Below are 16,968 nucleotides of genomic sequence, written 5' to 3'. Positions count from 1 at the left end.
ACTGAAATAAAACCACCCAATTTAAAAACATGAAAGTTTACCAAAGAGATGATATTATAAATCCACATATGAAAGACGCACGAGGTAGATCTAACCTTGAAAGGATGCAGAAGGGATTAGCCCCACTTGGTCCAGATGGAAAGTCTATAAACCTTCATCACATGACACAAAGAAATGAAAGTTCGATAGCAGAGGTTACACAGAACGTTTCATAAAGATAACAGTTCTGTAATTCACATCAATCCTAATACTATACCTTCAGGTATAAATAGGTCTGAATTTAATAAATGGCGAACTGATTACTGGAAAAATAGAGTCAATGACTTTTAATGTTAAAGGGGGATGGAAATGAGTGTAGAAAATTATCAAAAAGCAAAGGAAATTATTTTGAGTGAAGAAGAGATTGCAGACTTTGTGGGTGGTCATACAGATGAATTAATTAGTTTGGCTGAAGAAAAATTAGGGTTAAAGTTTACTGGTTTATATCTTGATTATTTAAAGACGTTTGGAGCAGGTAATTTCGAAGCACAAGAAATATACGGAATTATTAATGCTGATTTTGAAAATTCATCAGTTCCAGACGCTATATGGTACACTTTAACAGAACGAAGAGAAATTAATCTACCTAATAATCTACTAGTTATATATGATACAGGGAGTGACGAAATATTTTGTTTAGACTATAATCAACTTGATGATAATGGTGAACCAAAAGTAGTATCTTTTGTACCTGGAGTTGACTTAGAGAGTCAAACATATGAAATAATAGCTAATGACTTTGGTGATTTTTTATTAGACTTAGTTAAGCTAGAAGTATAGATTTGAAAAACCTTGATTGGCTATATGCCTTTCAAGGTTTCTTTTTTATTGGGGGGCTATCCAGTGACGAATAGTTCACTTTTTATTCAGAGAATATGAGTAACCCTTGCAAGTCTTTTATTATGTTGTACGAACTATATTAGTACGTACAAAACCTATAAAACGGATAACCTAATTAATATATTCTACCTCTTAAAAGTAATCACAAAACCATCAGTTACCACCATTTTGACGGAAAAAAAGTTAATCTTCGTTTTCTCCCTGCTTATAAAATACTTGAAGCACCTGAGCCCTTGACGTATTTGAATCATAGGGTTATGACACCTCTCATTCTGATTTGTATCGATCACACAGGAACATAACACCATAATTTCACCTATATGGATGATAGCAAGGAGTTTAATGGCTAAAATAGTTCTTTAACCCTTCATAAATGGCAGTGGCTCCAAGAGCCTGTCCATCGCTGCTTAATAGCAGTTCTTCCTCGCCCGGATTGGTGAGGTATCCCATCTCTACGATGACCGCCGGAACCTCCGACCTGGACAGAATCACGAGCTGTTGCTGTTTGATGCCGCGATCCCGAAGGCCGAGCGCTGCGATAATCTCCTTCTGGAGCGTTCTAGCTAGCGGTATGCTTTCATTATGGTAGTACAAGGTTTCCGTCCCGGAAACCGCGGGGTCCTCGTACGTGTTGCCGTGGATGGAAACCAGCGCATCCGCATTCCACTCATTAGCGATGGCAGCTCGCTCTTCTAACTCAACGAATTGATCGTCTTCGCGGGTCATTTTAACTTCGAACATGGGATCCTGCTCAAGCAGCTGGTACACCCGCTGTGCCATCGCCAGATTGTACTCCTTCTCAAAGGCACCGCTGCTTCCCGTCGCTCCCGGGTCTTTGCCGCCATGTCCGGGGTCGATCACGATCCGGAATGTCGATGGACCGGATTCTGACAGCAGTGGGGGGATTTCAACAACGGAGGCCCCGCTGGTTGATGCGATCCTAATTCCTACAATCGTAACGATAAGCAGTATAAGTGACACACATAATCTTTCGAACCGTTTTCTCCGAGGGACTCTTTTCGAGAAGCCTTGTCTTTTGTTTGTCATGTTTCATTTCCCTTCCTTTCGTTCACAGGGAATGTTACATGGCGGACATCAAGATCATATGCAGACGAGATCAATGGCAAGTGAAAATGAAGGAAGTTATTGCGAGAGATAGACTATTTTTATATAAGGACATGTTCGGCATATACAATTTTTGTAGCCAAAGAGAATTTTGATCATCAGGGAGCGAAGATTCAACGGGTAATCTTCAGAGCAAGTGGTTGTAGCATGGACGATTATCTGCAGCATGAACCGTGATCCCGGGAGGGACCGCTTACAATTAGTTGATAATGATTCTCAATGAATTTATAATGGGGCTAGCATAGCAGACAAATCGGTATGGGGAGGTTGGAAAAACGATGTCGGTACGGGATCTCATGTTGCTGTGGACATACGCTTCCTTTGATGTTGTAGATATCCGCCCGGGACATGTGAAGCCGGAAGATCAGCTGGAATACAGGGCTCCAACATCGTTGTTTCTGGTGACGACAGGAGGTGCGGCCCGAATCAAGGCATCGAAGATCGATTACAGCTCGCAGCAGGCACCGGTAGCTCATATCGCGAAAGGTGAACATCTTCATATTCAGAGTACGCCGGCAGGGTACGAGTATATTATGATCATGTACAAAGCGCAGCTTCCTCATCCTGTGCCGGGCGAGATGGATGATCCGCAGCGTGCAGTAGAGCAGTTTCGGGCCAGTTACACAGCTCCGGCGGAAGCGGGAATTGCGTGCCGAAGCATGGCCTGTGAGATGGAAAACCTGTGGAAGCAAGCACATCCGCTGCTGCGGCTGAAGGTCAAGCAGCAAGTATATGCTTTCATCCATTTGCTGTTGAAGGAGATGGAGGGACAGGCGGAAGCAGGGAGGAGAGATGAGGATGCCATTGACGCTGCTGTTCGTCACATGGAGGCCAATTACAGCAAACCGTGGACGCTTGCGTCGCTCGCCGAGGATCTCGGAACAAATACACGCCAGCTGCAGCGGGGCTTCAAGGCTCGATTTGGCCATAGCCCGCTAGAACATCTGATCAGCATTCGGATTGCTAAAGCGAAGCAGCTATTGGAGCACAGTGAACGGACAATCTCCCAAATTGCCGAGGAGGTCGGTTATCCGGACAGCTACTATTTCAGCCGTTTGTTTAAAAAATACACCGGTATCTCGCCCAGAAGCTACAGGCAATCCCGTAATCAGCACCGTCCGTCTCTTCCCGAGGATTGTCGGATTTCTCCCACAAGTCCGTCGCATTCGGACATTGTTTCGGCAGGCGAGGGTCGGTATGATCAGAGGGAGAACGCTACCCAGGCGTTCCGCGCCTTGCTATCGCTAACTCTGCTCTGTACCGGAGGACTTGTAGAAATCGATGGGCATCTGCGTGTACCGCATTTGCGAGGCACGCTGGAGCTTGCCCGCAGGCCAAGAAGAATTGCGGTGCTGGACAACCAGTATGCAGACCAGCTGCTTGCGCTTGGCGTTGAGCCCGTGGGCAGTGTCGTATGTACGGTGGAGACGGGTGGCTTGCCGGCGAACCTGGCGTTGTCATTAGGAAGAATGGCGAGGCTCGGGACGAAGGAGCAGCCGGATCTGCGCAGATTGGCGGCATTGGAACCGGATCTGGTCCTATGCACCTCATTTCAGGAGCATTGCTACACCGAGATTTCCGGGATCGCGCCGGCGATGATGCTGGATCGCAACGAGGATTGGCGGCTGTCACTGCTTCGGCTTGGCGAGCTGCTTGGATTGAAATGGAAGGCGCTGCAAATCATTGATGCGTATAATGCACAGCTGAGTCGGCTGCGGAGACGGCTTGAAGATGGTGGAAGCACACCTACCGTTGCGTTAATCCGTCCTCGTGACGGCAGCATTCGTCTACATACCGGCAGGCACCGTACCGCAAGGCTTCTGTATAGCGAGCTCGGTCTGTCCGCCCCGCGGCTTGCCGCCAATCACACGGGCACCAGCTCCATGATCCCGCTTGAAGCACTTTCAGAGCTGCGAGCGGACCGGCTGTTTGTGTTGACAGATAATACGAACCGTGAACAGACCCGGCAATACGAGATGAACCCATTATGGAATGACGTGGATGCTGTGCATAGCGGCAAGGTCCGCCATTTTGATACGGCGCTGTGGATCGGATACTACGGTCCGATTGCGATGAGCAGAGTAGTGGAGGAAATTGCGGAGGCGCTGCTGCAATAAACTGCAAGTTTCTTCATAGACCATGCATGAATGAAAAATCCATTCCAGTCTGGGCGGTGATGCGCTTATGCCTGTTACAAAGCTGCTTCTTACGGTCGCTTCCAGCTCAGACCATGAGCGGGAGCGCCAGGAGCTGGCTGAACTGCACAGCATGATTATGAACCGGGTCGTGCACATGAATATCCGGGATTCCGTACAAGTGACGATGGAGTATGTGGTGGCGGATTCGGATGGGGATTCGGCATCCTCCGATTCAGTCGGTTTGGAGCTCGCGGCACGGGATAATCTAGCGAATTTAAGCGCGAGACAATTGGAGATTGCCGTGCTGTTGTGCCGTCATTACAGCATCAGGAAGATTGCCGAGGAATTATATATCAGCATCAACACGGTCAAAAAACATATTCAAAATATCAAAAAAGCACTCTGCCTTGAGGAGGCAGGGGACGAATTTGTGTTTCTTCTGGCGAAGAAGTTGGGAGATGACACTAAAAATGAATGAATAAACATTATTATCCATATGGAGTACTCGGATTATTCAACCGGATAATATTCCGGCTGACAGGGACATGGTATGATTTAGTCATCTTATTGATAATGATTATCATTATTGATAAGGTATGCAATCAAACTATTTTGCAAAGGAGTGTCCCGTCATGTATCGCTCAAGTGTGGCGGCAGAAATGAGCAATAACAGCCGCTATTTGCAAAGCCAGCAGGAGCGCGAATCTTCGGCCCGCTCCTATCCCCGCCGTCTGCCTATAGTCATCTCGGAAGCAGAGGGGATTTACGTCCGGGATTTGGACGGCAAGGTGTACTATGATTGTTTGGCTGGTGCCGGAACACTGGCGCTTGGACATAATCATCCCGTCGTGATCGGAGCGATGAGAGAACTATTTGATTCGAAAGCTCCGCTTCATACGCTGGATTTGACGACACCGCTCAAGGAAGCGTTCGTGGACGAGCTGTTCGCCAGCTTGCCATCGTCTCTGGCGAGCCGGGCACGGATTCAGTTCTGCGGACCGACCGGCGGGGATGCTGTCGAGGCTGCAATCAAGCTGATGAAAACGGCGACCGGCAGACGAAGTGTCCTGTCCTTCCACGGCGGCTATCACGGGTCGACGCATGCTGCGATGAGTCTAAGCGGAACACTCGGTCAAAAGGAGCGGATAGCCGGACTGATGCCGGATGTGCACTTCCTGCCGTACCCATACGCTTATCGCTGTCCGTTCGGCGTGGGTGGCAGCGAGACGCAAGAGCTCAGCCTCCGCTACATCGAAAATGTGCTGCATGACCCTGAAAGCGGGATCGTGCCTCCTGCCGCGATGATCGTTGAACCCGTACAGGGGGAGGGAGGCTCCATACCTGCACCATCCGCATGGCTGAAGGAGCTGCGGCGAATAACGAGAGAGCGGGATATTCCGCTCATCGTGGACGAAGTGCAGACGGGACTTGGGCGTACCGGCAAGCTGTTTGCTTATGAGCACGCCGGGATTGAGCCGGATGCAATCGTGTTGTCGAAGGCGATCGGCGGCAGCTTGCCGCTGTCGGTCGTTGTATACCACGAACGCTACGATGTATGGAAGCCCGGGGCGCATATCGGCACCTTCCGCGGCAATCAGCTGGCGATGGCTGCAGGTCTGGCTGCGCTGCGCTACATCAAGGAGCAGGACCTTCCCGAACGGGCGCGGCTGCTCGGTGATCGGCTAAAGGAGCAGCTGTGGATGCTGGCTGAACATGAGATCTGCATCGGCGATGTGCGCGGACTCGGGCTTATGATCGGCGTTGAAATTGTGGACGAGCATCGTGAGCCTGATCGTCTCGGTCATTATCCGGCTGCTCCGGCACTGGCGGCCCGAATCCAGCAGGAATGCTTGCGGCGCGGCTTGATCCTGGAGGTGGGGGGACGGCATGCGGCGGTTATGCGTTTCCTGCCGCCGCTGATTGTGACGGAGCAGGAGCTGGACGATATCGTATTCCGCTTCGGAGAATCGGTGCGTGCTGCTCGAGAGGCGCAGTCATGCTGACAGACAAACATGCGCTTCCACTCAAGGAAGCTGATCCTGATACAGATATCAAGACAGGACTGATGATACGGGAGGAGACGGAAAGGCTGGCGCAGCAGATGGCTGCCAGGTCTCTGCTAAATGCTTTTCTGAGGGAAAACGTTGATGCCATAGAGCATCTGCAAAGGCTGGCTGAAGCGGCCGAGAAAGGGGCTGCGGTTTCGGTTACGCTTATGCTTGGCGACGGCGCCCGGCTTCATGGCACGGTTCAATATGCATCGCTTATCGGTCAGCATGTATACGCAGATGAATGGATGCTGGAGGCCGGGGAGATTCGGCGGTTGTTGACCTTTCACGAGCTGGCCGAGCGGCTCGTGCTTGAACTGGCCCAAAGGCTTCATCATCGGCGGCAGCGGCTTCTTGCTGTGGATGAGGTGCTGCGACGAATTGGGTTAAGCGTTCGATATTTGCACGGGCATTTAGTTCAGCGGGAGGAGGATGCCAAGGCTGGGAAAGAGGTGCGGAAGCTCGATTACATCAGGTCTGAACAAAGCGTGTTTGCCGGTCATCCGTTTCATCCATATCCGAAAAGCGTGGAAGGGATGGACGAAGTGGACCTGGATCGCTACAGTCCCGAACGGGGCGCAAGCTTTGCCCTGTATTATTTCGCGGTAAGCAAGTCGGCGCTGCATGGGGAATGGCTGCCTGGCGAACGGTCTGCGATGCTTCCGGAGCCGATCTGCGAGCCTTATCGGGAGGCGCTGGTGGAACGGATTGGAACGCTGGCAGAAGATATGTACGAACCCTTGCCGATGCATCCGTGGCAGGCAAGACAACTGCTGGGGCAACCACGTCTGCGCCGTGCGCTGGAGCGAGGCGAACTGGTGCCGCTCGGGCCGCTTGGACCGAAGGTGTTCCCGACCTCCTCGGTGCGCACCGTGTGGGAACCGGGGAGCGGCTGCGGTTGGAAGCTGCCGCTCGGCGTGCGGATAACAAACCTGATACGCGTCAATACCGCCGAGCAGACGACTCGCACAATGCATGCGGCTCAGCTAACGGCCCGTCTCGGTGATGATCTGCGGCGGGAGCTGCCAGGGCTGATGCCGGAAACCGGGTATGCGGGCATCGCGGAACCCGGCGATGCCATACTTGATCCGTCGATTACCGTTATGTTCAGGCCGCTCAAGCTGGATCCTTCATCCTCGTTTGTGCTGGCTTCGCTGGTGGAAAGTTGGCCGGGTGAGAGGGCGCCAAAACTGGCACAGGCGATTGCGGAAAGCGCGCAGGCGGGTGGCACACGGGAACTGCCGGACATGCAGCTGTGGCTGGAGCGTTATTTGCAGCTGTCCATGCTGCCGCTGCTGCGGGTATGGGACCGCTACGGCATCAGCTTTGAAGCGCATGCACAGAATTCGCTGCTGGCGCTTAAGGGAGGCTGGCCAAGCGCTTTCTACACCCGGGATCTGGAAGGGATGAGTGTGGATCGACAAGTGGCGGAAGCGGCCGGCTGGATCGGGGAACTGCTTCCTGAGAATAGCCCGCTGCTCTACAACGCGGCGGAAGCTTGGCGGCGGACACTGTACTACTATTTCGTGAATCATCTTGGTTCGCTTATTCATGCTTGGGCACGCTGTCAGAATCGACCGGAGGGCGAGGGCTGGGACGTCGTTCGCCACCTGCTGCTAGCGGAAAGGGCGCGGGCCAGCGCCAGGCTTCTACCGTATATCGACGGCCTGCTTACCGAGCAGACACTGCCGGCTAAAGCGAATTTCAGCAGCTGTCTGGTCAATAAAGGGGACACGCCCCTCTATATTATGATTGCAAATCCAATGAGGGACGGACGGCGATAACGCCGTCCGATCCTGCTTCATGCGAAGGAAGGCAGGCAGAAATGGAAGGTTGGAAACGGAGTTTATATATTCTCTGCATCGGGCAGTTTTTGGCGATGGCTTCGATCAGCTGTGTAGCCCCGTTTCTGCCGCTGTACTTGCAGGAGCTTGGCGTACAGGATCATGCCGATGTGACCATGTGGTCAGCGGTCATCTATGGGGCGAATTTGCTCAGTGCCTTTGTGATGGCGCCGGTGTGGGGAAGGCTGGCGGACCGTTATGGCCGCAAGCTGATGCTGCTGCGCTCCGGCTTTGGCATGGCGGTGACAATGACGCTCATGGCCTTCGTGAGCGGGCCGGTGGAGCTGCTGCTCCTGCGGCTGCTTAACGGGACCCTGTCCGGATTCGGTCCGGCTGCGATCGCGCTGACAGCCAAAAGTGCGCCCAAAGAGAGGAGCGGCTATGCGCTCGGGATGCTGCACTCCAGCTCGGTTGGCGGCACCATCTGCGGGCCGCTTCTGGGCGGGATGCTGGCGGACCGCTTTGGTTTTGCCGAGGTGTTTCTGTACATGGGCATCGGTATTCTGGCTGCCTCTGTCGTCGTGTTGTTCGGCGTTCATGAGCGATATGAGAAGCCGTTGTTGCAGGCGCAGACTTCCGGACTGCGCGGGGATTTGCGGGAAATGATGTCCCGGCGTCCGCTGCTGCATGTGTTTGTGTCCGCTTTTCTCCAGCGGGCGGCAACGGTCGGAATATTGCCGCTTATTCCGCTCTATGTGCAGCTGCTCGCGCCCGGAAGCAGCAATGTCGCGCTTCTCGCAGGCATCGCTTCCGCGGCGGCGGGGGTGGCCAACATGATGGCGGCTCCGCAACTGGGCAAGCTCGGAGATCGCCGCGGCCCAAGTCGTGTGCTGGCTTCTTCTCTGCTGGGCGCGATGCTGCTGGCCATTCCGCAAGCGTTCGCACAGCAGCTATGGCAGCTGATCGCGCTCCGCTTCTGTAGCGGTGCCAGCCTGAGCGGGCTCGGGCTGTCGCTGAACTCGCTCGTGCGCAGGCATGCACCGGCCGGGATGGAAAGCCGTGCTTACAGTTATCTCAATTGTGCGCAGATGGCTGGCGGTCTGCTCGGTTCCATCGGCATGGGCTGGCTTGCGGGAGCGTTCGGGTTGCGCATCATTTTTGCCGGATCTGCGGTGCTGCTGGCGCTCAATTGGCTATGGGTGAAAATAACCGATGCACATGTATCGGAGACAGACGGGGCTCGTCAGGAAACCGCCGACCTGTCAAGTGATAAGGAAGCCTGGGAGGGACAGCCGCAGCAGACTGGCAGTGTCGGCAAACGATGAGGAAAGAGAGCACAACCCTGACAAGCGGGTGAACAGATTACGGTTCGCAACAGCAGTTGGGCTCTGCTCCAGATTCCAAATTGCGGGTCGGGCAGGAGTATCTTGGTATGACCAAGACAGACTGCGCTCCATGTTCTGAGATGGGTGTGGACCTATCTTCGATAAATCGAGAAGTTTAAAAAATACAGGTGGTTGAGGTGAACTGAAAATGAAAAGCTGGGAGGAAATAGACCCGCGTGCGGCTGCCATTCGTTCGGACGCCTATGCCGCTGCTGAGCAGCGCGTGCTTGGGCAGCTGATAGAAGCGATGCTTTATGAGGAAATCGCCGTGCCCATCGGCGGACTTCCACAGCCCGGGGAAGCCCGAACCGTTGAATTATCCGGTCTTGCGGCTGCTGGTGAGCAGGTTCGATACCGGCTAGACTGCCGGCGTACTCACGGCTTCGGCCGCATCCGTATGGATCGCGGATCGCTGCGGCGTATTGGTGCGGATGGGGAGGTGTCGGCGGGGCGACTTGCTCTTTTCGTTGATGAGGTGCTTGGGCAGAAACAGCAGAGCGAACGGCTGCTACGTTTACAGGATGAACTGGGAAGAACGCTGCTCCACGATGCAGAAGCGCGCGCATGGCGGAGCCTGGCAGGAGCGACGCGATCGCTGGACCATGCGGAAGGGGAGCTGGACGGTCATCCGTATCACCCCTGCTACAAGTCCCGTGTCGGCTTTGATGCGGCCGATAACCGGCTGTACGGGCCGGAGTTTGGTGAGCCGCTGCAGCCGCTGTGGATCGCGGTGGCCCGCTCGCATGCCAGGCTGTCCCTGCGCCGTGGCATGAAGGAGCAGGGATGGCTGCTTGAAGCGCTCGGCGAGGAGTTATATGAAAGGTTCCGTGCGCGGCTTGAACAGCTTGGCTGCGTCCCGGACGACTATGTGTTCATGCCTGTCCACCCGTGGCAATGGGAGCATGTGGTGGTGCCGGCGCTGCACCGGGAGATTGCCGAAGGAGTGCTGCTGCCGATCGGGCGAACGAAGGACATCTACCGGGCACAGCAATCCATCCGCAGCCTGGAAAATGTTACAGACCCGCGCAAGGCGACATGGAAGCTGGCGCTGGGCATCGTCAACACCTCGACCCGGCGCATGCTGGCGCTTCATACGGTGCTGAACGCGGCGCTCGTGTCGGACTGGCTGCATGATCTGCTGGACACCGGCCGCATGCCGGACCAGCCGGAGGTTGCTGTGCTGGATGAATATGCCGGCGTTGCTTTTGACCCGGCGGAGCTATCTCCATCCGTGAGGGAACGCGCCTACGGCTCGCTGGGCGCCATTATGAGACGCGGCATAGCCAGCGTGCTGCGACCGGGCGAGGAGGCGCTGCCGTTCGCCGCGCTTTCATACGCCGATGGTACAGCTGCAGCGCATGTCGAAGCGTGGATCAGGCGCTACGGCTTGTTGCCATGGCTGGATGAGCTGCTGACGGCAACGGTGACGCCGCTGATTCATCTGCTTTACGCCCACGGGGTGGCGCTGGAGTCGCATGCCCAGAACATTTTACTGCTGCACCGGGAAGGACGTCCCGTCCGGATTGCGCTTCGTGACTTTCATGATGGCGTTCGTTTTAGTCGGAGCTTGCTGCCCCAGCCGGAGCTGTGCCCGCAGCTTCATCCTGAACCGGCCGCCCATTTGGCGCAGAATCGCCATTCCTATATGGAGACGGAGGACCCGGCGGCGGTCCGGGATTTCTTGCACAGTGCATTCTTCTTCGTCTGCCTTGGCGATCTTGGTCTCTACTTAAGCGAACGGCACGGCCTGTCCGAGATGGCATTCTGGGAACGCGTCGCGCATGTCATTCATCGATATCAGCATCGCCATCCCGAGCTAGAGAAACAGTACGAGCGATATGATCTGTTCTCGGAAAAAATTCGCATTGAGCAGCTGGCGCGCAGGCGCCTATATCCCGATTCCGAGGTTGAGCCAAAATGGGTGCCGAATCCGCTATATGCGTTTCGGGATGTGAAAGGAGAGAGTGTTCATGCCGGATAAGCGATACGAAGAAGAAGCGGAGCGCCGCGTGATGGAGGATCTGCTGAATGCGCTGCTGGCCGAGGAACTGCTGGTCGGCCTGCAGGTGCTCACGCCGCAGGAAGTGCGCGCCGCGATCGGCGAAGCCGATCCGGCATTCGCCGCGGCCTGGAAGCTGCTCGACGGCGCGTCCGCTATAGCGCCCGGTGATGAGCAAGGCTTGGCCCGGCCGGAGGCGGGGCAAGGAGCAATCAGCGCGCCAGGCGAGCTGATTGGCCTGTGGCGACCGCATGGCGAAGCCGCGGTCGTGTTCGGGCTGCGCCGCTCGCCATGGCAGCGGCTGCGCTGCATGCCCGCGGCCCGGGTCGCCGCCGGCCGCGCTGACGGTGCGGCCGAGCTGCTCGCGCCGGCCGCATGGATGCGCCTCGTGGCGGAGCACCGCACCGAGGCGAGCGGCACGCGCCCCGCGGACGCCGCGGATGTGGCCGCGGCCACGGGGATGGCGCGGGCCGCGGGCATGATGGCGGGAGCCGCAGGCGCAGCAGCCCCCGCGGGCACAGCAGCCCCCGCTGGCACAGCGGGCGCCGCAGAAGCGGGAGCGGAGGCGTTCATCGATATGCTCCGGCAGACAGCCGAGCAGATCGCTTGGTCGCTGGAGCGGCGCGCGCCCGTGAAGGACCTGCTGGCGCTGCCGCAGGACCGCTCGCTGCTGGCGCTGGAGCGCTGCGCCGCCCTTCGCGACCGGCCGTTCCACCCGGTCGCGAAGGTGAAGCTCGGCTGGGGCCGCGCCGAGTGCGGCCTCTACACCGCCGAGGCCGGGCAGCCCATCCGGCTGCGCTGGATGGCGGTGCGGCGCGACCGCCTGCTAAGCGGCGGCGCCGGGGAAGCGCTGCCGCAGTCGCTGCTGCTGCCGGCCGATGTCCGCGCGCCGCTGGAGCAGGAGCTGCGGCGGCGCGGGCTGGACGGCACGCACATCGCGCTGCCGGTGCACCCGTGGCAGCTGGAGCAGGTGCTGCCGCAGCGGCTGCAGCCGGAGCTGGCCAGCGGCGTTTGCGTGCCGCTCGATACGGCGGCTGGCACCTTCTACGCGACTTCGTCCGTGCGCTCGCTCATGAGCCTAGGCGAATCGCCGCAGCATGTGAAGCTTCCGCTTGGCATCCGCTCGCTCGGTGGGCAGCGCTATCTGTCCGCGATCAAGCTGATGAATGGGGTTCGCGCAGAGTCGCTGCTGCGGCAGGTGCGGGCGCTTGATCCGGTGCTGGGCGAGAGGCTGCATCTCTGCGAGGAAGGAAGCTGGTGGGCGCTCGCACCGAAGGATAAAGACCTGTTCGCGGAGAATCCGCGCCATCTGTCAGCAATGATCCGCCGCTATCCTCCGGCGCTTGCTGCCGCCGATGACAGCATCCGGCTTGTGCCGATGTCTGCGTTGGCCGCTCACGAAGCGGAGACCGGGCTGCTCCCGGAATGGCTGCGCCTGCGCGGACTGCCCAATACAGCCCAGGGAGCGCTGAAGCTGTTCCGCGAGATCGCAGTCCTGTTCAGCGAGCTGCTGCTGCGGCTGCTGCGCTTCGGGCTCGTACCGGAAGCGCATGGGCAGAATGCGGTGCTCGTGCTGAAGGAAGGGCAGGTGCACGGCCTGCTGCTGCGGGATCATGACGCGCTGCGCGTCCATGTGCCGTGGCTGCGCAAGGCGGGGCTTGAGGATCCGGGCTATATGCTGCGCCCTGGCGTGCCGAATTCGCTCTATCATGATACGCCGCAGCAATTGCTGGCTTTTTTCCAAATGCTTGGCATCCAGGTGAATCTGTTTGCCATCATGGACAGCGTGTCCCGGGACTACGGCCTAGCGGAGCGGAGCATGTGGGCGGCGCTCGAGTCTGCGCTGTTGACCGCGCTCGCGCAAGCCGGCTTGCCATCGGATCAGGAAGAGATCGTTCGCGCCAGCCTGTTCATGAACGAGCATTGGCCTTGGAAGCAAATCGTGCGTCCCCTGCTAGCACAATCGGCGAAGGTGCCGGGCAGCATGCCGTACAGCAAAGGAGAGACGAGCAATCCGTTTCTGGCGGCGAAGCTGCAGGCTGCGGATTCGCAGTCGCCGCAGCCTGTGTCCCGTAGGTCGACCCCATTACAGGAGGTGCCATATGGTGCGAATTGAACCACTTGCGAAGCCAATAACACCGGAGCTGCTGGAGCTCTACCAAAGCATTCAGCCGTCGACCATCGGTCATCTGACGGATTTCGGCTATATTCGCGGCTTGCAGCCGCTCGTGACACCGATCCGTCTAATCGGAACCGCGCTTACGGTCCGGCTACCTCATATCGGCTCGGCAGCTCTGCGCGAAGCGCTTGAGCTGGCCCGGCCAGGGGACGTTATCGTCATCGACATGTCCGGCGACGAGGACCGGGCTTGCTGGGGAGAGTTCCGCGCTTACAAGGCGATTGCCAAAGGGGTGTCCGGCGCGGTGGTGTCTGGCTGCGTCTCGGACGCCGCGGTCTTGCGGCAGCTTCGTTTTCCCGTCTTCTCGCGCGGCGTCAGCGCGTTGACCACGCGCTCGCTCGAACTGGAGGGTGAGGTCAATACCTGCATTAGCGTTGGCGGTGTGGCCGTTCGTCCCGGCGATCTGATCATTGGCGATGAGGACGGCCTGTTTGCCATCGATCCGAAACGGGCGGAGGAACTGGGACGGCTCGCGCTGGAGAAGCAGGAGCGGGAGCAGCGCAGCCGGGTCAAGCTCGGATACGGCCATATCGGTGGCCATATCCGTGAAGGAGGCGAAGTGACATGAGCGGTTTGGATCGTTCCCGTAAGCAGTTGCATCTCAACCTGTTTCTGATGAGCACGGGGCATCATGAAGCGAGCTGGCGACACCCCAAGGCAAGTCCGCAGCATGCCGCCGACTTCGGCTATTATGCCCGGATGGTGAAGCTGGCTGAACAGGCTAAGATGGATGCCGTGTTCTTGGCGGATAAGTACCGCTTGAACATCATGACCAAGTACCGCGTCATCCCGCAGCTAGAAGCGTTCACCATGCTTTCGGCGCTTGCGGCGGCTACCGAGCGGATCGGGCTTGTCGTCACCGCCTCGACCACCTATAACGACCCTTACCATATCGCCCGCAAGCTGACTTCCCTCGATCATATCAGCGGCGGACGCGCAGCCTGGAATATTGTTACCTCGACAGGGGACGCGACCGCCCGCAATTTCGGGCAGGTGCGGCATTTGCCTCATACGCTCCGCTATGAGCGGGCACATGAGTTCGTGGAGGCGGCGATCCGGCTGTGGAACGGCTGGGCGGAAGATGCCCTTCGATTGGATCAGGAGGCTGGCATATATGCGGATATGAGCCGCATTCAGGCAGCGGATTATGAAGGCAAGCATGTATCGGTAGCCGGACCGCTTAATCTGCCGCGTTCTCCGCAAGGGGTGCCGGTGCTGGTTCAAGCAGGTTCCTCGGAGGACGGCAGAGCTTTCGCGGCGCGCTGGGCGGAGGTCGTATTCACGGCACAGCCGGGCATCGGGGAGGCAGCGGCCTTTTATGCTGACCTGAAGGGCAGGATGAGCGCCTATGGACGCAGGCCGGATCATATGAAAATATTGCCGGGATGCATCCCTTTTGTCGGGGACACGGAGGCCGAGGCGAAGGAGAAGGAGCAGGAGCTGAACGAGCTCAGCGTGTCCGAATACGGGCTGACCAATCTGTCGGCATTGCTGCAGACAGACCTGTCCGGCTGTCCGCTTGACGGCCCGCTGCCTTACGAGCGGCTGCCTGCCCCCGAACAGGTTCAGGGACAGCAGTCTCGCTTCCGGCTGTACACCGAGCTGGCCCGCAAGGAGAACCTGTCGATCCGCCAGCTCATTATCCGTACAGCGGGCGGCCGCGGCCACTTCACGGTGGCGGGAACGCCGGTCCAGATCGCGGACACGATGCAGCGCTGGCTTGAGGAACAGGCAGCCGATGGCTTTAATCTGATGCCTCCGCTGCTGCCGTCCGGGCTAGAGAATTTTGTCCACAAAGTGATTCCGGAGCTGCAGAATCGCGGCATATATCGTACCGATTACAGCGGAAGCACGCTGCGTGAGCATCTGGGGCTGAAGACGGAGGCAGTCATACCGCAAGTATATTCATAGGGCAACAAGGACCAGGTTTAGCATGAGTAAATCATACAGCAGGAGAGAGAATGGCCTACCGGGCAGCATTTTAAGCTAATTCCTAATTCCTGCACACAAGGAGGTGTCCACCAGCCGGATGGCAGGGGGGCGCCTCCTTTGTCGTTCCGGCTTGCTGCGTGAGAAGAGCCTGATGCAGCGTGTCCGTTTCGGGCCGATACATGGCAAGCCGTCGGATATGTACAGAAGCTGTGACGCAAATGTGCATTTTCAACATCATCTCTTCATGTAATAATAATGATAATCAATATCAATTACACCGAAAGAGGAGTAAGGAGAGGTCATGTTCATGATGTATTTCAATCACCAGAGGCTATATAACCGTTATAAAAGCCGTCTGACAATGATGCTGGCCGTTCTGCTGGCTGTACTCACCGTGCTGTCCGGCTGCGGTCAATCCGGGGGCAGCGAAGGTGCTGCTTCACAAACGCCGGAGGCGCAGGCGCAGACCAGCTCCAACGAGCAGAACACGGCAGCCGCCGAAGGGGATAGCGAGCGGACGATCCGGCATGCGATGGGGAATACCGACGTGAAAGGAACGCCGGAGAAGGTGGTAACGCTGTTCCAGGGAGCGACGGATGCCGCGCTCGCGCTTGGCGTGCAGCCGGTCGGGGCGGTTGAAGCCTGGATTGAGCAGCCGTGGTACAACTACATTCGCGACCAGATGGACGGCGTGGTCAATCTCGGCTCGGAGAATCAGCCGAACCTGGAGGAAATTGCGGCGCTCAAGCCGGATGTCATCGTTGCCTCCAAAACCCGGCATGAGGAAATTTACACGCAGCTGAGTGCCATTGCACCGACGGTCATGACCGAAGAGGTACATATCTGGAAGGAGTCGCTGGCACTGACGGCGGAAGCGTTGAACAAACAAGCGGAGGAACAAGCGTTCCTCGAACGCTGGGACAGCGAAGTCGCCGCATTCAAAGAGAAGATGGGCGATAAGCTGAACCTGGAGGTCGGCATCGTCGATTTCCGCGCCGATCATGCGCGCATCGTCTATACCGGGTTCTCTGCGCTGGTGCTGGACGAGCTTGGTATCACCCGCCCGATGGAGCAACAGGGTGAGGACTGGGGCGTCAAGCTGGTATCCAAGGAGAATATCCCGCAGATGGACGCCGACATCATCTTCGACCAGACGAGCACTTCGCGGGATGACGGAAGGCTGGATCTGCGTAAGGAATGGACGGAGCATCCGCTGTGGAATAACCTGAGAGCCGTGCAGAACAACCGGGTGTTCGAGGTGGATACGGCGGTCTGGAACAACGGCTCCGGCCCGCTTGCCGCCGAGGAGATGCTGGAGGATCTCAAGGAGATATACGAACTGAACTGATGCGCGGCAATAACGGCGGCGAAGCATTGCGGTTTCTCTTCGGGGAGTTCCGCTCCTTCCGAGCCGAGCTGGAAGCGGCAGCCGATACGGGTTGCCGCTTCGGCGCTTTTAGCCGTAATCGGCTGCATCAGACAACAAGAGGGGGATAAAC

General features: G+C 57.1%; 14 protein-coding genes and 1 pseudogene. 14 read left to right on the top strand and 1 reads right to left on the bottom strand.

What is annotated here, in order from left to right; all coding sequences use genetic code 11:
- The first annotated feature begins 29 nt into the window (after positions 1 to 29).
- From CHH75_RS25490 to CHH75_RS01410, 3 genes and pseudogenes are all read left to right on the top strand, one after another.
- Positions 30 to 215 (top strand): HNH/ENDO VII family nuclease, encoded by a 186-nt coding sequence (locus CHH75_RS25490; protein WP_217989066.1) that lies wholly within the window; start codon positions 30 to 32, stop codon positions 213 to 215.
- Between the two features lie 4 nt (positions 216 to 219).
- Positions 220 to 330, top strand: a pseudogene (locus CHH75_RS25485) (HNH/ENDO VII family nuclease); the annotation flags it as partial.
- 18 nt (positions 331 to 348) lie between these two features.
- Positions 349 to 819, top strand: coding sequence for an SMI1/KNR4 family protein (locus CHH75_RS01410; RefSeq protein WP_095397259.1), 471 nt, complete (start codon positions 349 to 351; stop codon positions 817 to 819).
- Between the two features lie 399 nt (positions 820 to 1,218).
- On the opposite strand, the gene CHH75_RS01405 is transcribed toward CHH75_RS01410, so the two are convergent.
- Positions 1,219 to 1,860 carry an N-acetylmuramoyl-L-alanine amidase family protein gene (locus CHH75_RS01405; RefSeq protein WP_244908156.1) on the bottom strand — a complete coding sequence of 214 codons (642 nt, stop codon included), beginning with the start codon at positions 1,858 to 1,860 and terminating at the stop codon, positions 1,219 to 1,221.
- 422 nt (positions 1,861 to 2,282) lie between these two features.
- Here CHH75_RS01405 and CHH75_RS01400 point away from each other — a divergent pair, with 422 nt between their 5' ends.
- The 11 genes from CHH75_RS01400 (at position 2,283) to CHH75_RS24715 (ending at position 16,966) form a co-directional block, all read left to right on the top strand.
- Positions 2,283 to 4,121 carry a helix-turn-helix domain-containing protein gene (locus CHH75_RS01400; RefSeq protein WP_095397257.1) on the top strand — a complete coding sequence of 613 codons (1,839 nt, stop codon included), beginning with the start codon at positions 2,283 to 2,285 and terminating at the stop codon, positions 4,119 to 4,121.
- 67 nt (positions 4,122 to 4,188) lie between these two features.
- Positions 4,189 to 4,620: a response regulator transcription factor gene (locus tag CHH75_RS01395; RefSeq protein ID WP_095265234.1), complete on the top strand. Its 432-nt coding sequence runs from the start codon at positions 4,189 to 4,191 to the stop codon at positions 4,618 to 4,620.
- A gap of 154 nt (positions 4,621 to 4,774) precedes the next feature.
- On the top strand, positions 4,775 to 6,145 hold the full coding sequence (locus tag CHH75_RS01390) for a diaminobutyrate--2-oxoglutarate transaminase (protein ID WP_244908155.1): 1,371 nt from the start codon (positions 4,775 to 4,777) through the stop codon (positions 6,143 to 6,145).
- Positions 6,139 to 7,974: an IucA/IucC family protein gene (locus tag CHH75_RS01385; protein ID WP_095265233.1), complete on the top strand. Its 1,836-nt coding sequence runs from the start codon at positions 6,139 to 6,141 to the stop codon at positions 7,972 to 7,974. The genes CHH75_RS01390 and CHH75_RS01385 overlap by 7 nt, the downstream gene beginning before the upstream one ends.
- Before the next feature lie 41 nt (positions 7,975 to 8,015).
- Positions 8,016 to 9,299 carry an MFS transporter gene (locus tag CHH75_RS01380; RefSeq protein WP_095397256.1) on the top strand — a complete coding sequence of 428 codons (1,284 nt, stop codon included), beginning with the start codon at positions 8,016 to 8,018 and terminating at the stop codon, positions 9,297 to 9,299.
- Positions 9,300 to 9,507: 208 nt separating this feature from the next.
- Positions 9,508 to 11,340 (top strand): IucA/IucC family protein, encoded by a 1,833-nt coding sequence (locus tag CHH75_RS01375; RefSeq protein ID WP_095397255.1) that lies wholly within the window; start codon positions 9,508 to 9,510, stop codon positions 11,338 to 11,340.
- Entirely contained in the window at positions 11,330 to 13,474 is a 2,145-nt protein-coding gene (locus CHH75_RS25105; RefSeq protein WP_095397254.1) for an IucA/IucC family protein, read from the top strand. Before CHH75_RS01375 ends, CHH75_RS25105 begins: the two co-directional genes overlap by 11 nt.
- Entirely contained in the window at positions 13,461 to 14,105 is a 645-nt protein-coding gene (locus tag CHH75_RS01365) for an RraA family protein (RefSeq protein WP_095397253.1), read from the top strand. Before CHH75_RS25105 ends, CHH75_RS01365 begins: the two co-directional genes overlap by 14 nt.
- A gap of 5 nt (positions 14,106 to 14,110) precedes the next feature.
- Positions 14,111 to 15,448, top strand: coding sequence for an LLM class flavin-dependent oxidoreductase (locus tag CHH75_RS01360; protein ID WP_483310901.1), 1,338 nt, complete (start codon positions 14,111 to 14,113; stop codon positions 15,446 to 15,448).
- A 328-nt stretch (positions 15,449 to 15,776) separates the two neighbouring features.
- Positions 15,777 to 16,817, top strand: a complete 1,041-nt coding sequence (locus tag CHH75_RS01355; protein ID WP_255222933.1) for an ABC transporter substrate-binding protein — start codon at positions 15,777 to 15,779, stop codon at positions 16,815 to 16,817.
- The gene (locus tag CHH75_RS24715; RefSeq protein WP_176475422.1) at positions 16,817 to 16,966 is read left to right on the top strand and encodes a hypothetical protein; all 150 of its coding nucleotides are present in this window, start codon (positions 16,817 to 16,819) and stop codon (positions 16,964 to 16,966) included. Before CHH75_RS01355 ends, CHH75_RS24715 begins: the two co-directional genes overlap by 1 nt.
- Positions 16,967 to 16,968: the final 2 nt, after the last annotated feature.

The organism is Paenibacillus sp. 7541 (assembly GCF_002276395.1).
GTDB lineage: Bacteria > Bacillota > Bacilli > Paenibacillales > Paenibacillaceae > Paenibacillus_AQ > Paenibacillus_AQ campinasensis.
Note: the sequence above shows the minus strand (reverse complement) of the source record. Positions and strands in the feature narration are given on the sequence as shown.

What these genes read in the sequence shown, in the direction of transcription:
- CHH75_RS01400 (WP_095397257.1), top strand. Translation starts at nt 2,283, where the DNA reads ATGTCGGTACGGGATCTCATGTTGCTGTGGACATACGCTTCCTTTGAT.
- CHH75_RS01395 (WP_095265234.1), top strand. Translation starts at nt 4,189, where the DNA reads ATGCCTGTTACAAAGCTGCTTCTTACGGTCGCTTCCAGCTCAGACCAT.
- CHH75_RS01365 (WP_095397253.1), top strand. Translation starts at nt 13,461, where the DNA reads ATGGTGCGAATTGAACCACTTGCGAAGCCAATAACACCGGAGCTGCTG.
- CHH75_RS01380 (WP_095397256.1), top strand. Translation starts at nt 8,016, where the DNA reads ATGGAAGGTTGGAAACGGAGTTTATATATTCTCTGCATCGGGCAGTTT.
- CHH75_RS01410 (WP_095397259.1), top strand. Translation starts at nt 349, where the DNA reads ATGAGTGTAGAAAATTATCAAAAAGCAAAGGAAATTATTTTGAGTGAA.
- CHH75_RS01375 (WP_095397255.1), top strand. Translation starts at nt 9,508, where the DNA reads ATGAAAAGCTGGGAGGAAATAGACCCGCGTGCGGCTGCCATTCGTTCG.
- CHH75_RS25490 (WP_217989066.1), top strand. Translation starts at nt 30, where the DNA reads ATGAAAGTTTACCAAAGAGATGATATTATAAATCCACATATGAAAGAC.
- CHH75_RS01385 (WP_095265233.1), top strand. Translation starts at nt 6,139, where the DNA reads ATGCTGACAGACAAACATGCGCTTCCACTCAAGGAAGCTGATCCTGAT.
- CHH75_RS01390 (WP_244908155.1), top strand. Translation starts at nt 4,775, where the DNA reads ATGTATCGCTCAAGTGTGGCGGCAGAAATGAGCAATAACAGCCGCTAT.
- CHH75_RS25105 (WP_095397254.1), top strand. Translation starts at nt 11,330, where the DNA reads ATGCCGGATAAGCGATACGAAGAAGAAGCGGAGCGCCGCGTGATGGAG.
- CHH75_RS01355 (WP_255222933.1), top strand. Translation starts at nt 15,777, where the DNA reads ATGATGTATTTCAATCACCAGAGGCTATATAACCGTTATAAAAGCCGT.
- CHH75_RS24715 (WP_176475422.1), top strand. Translation starts at nt 16,817, where the DNA reads ATGCGCGGCAATAACGGCGGCGAAGCATTGCGGTTTCTCTTCGGGGAG.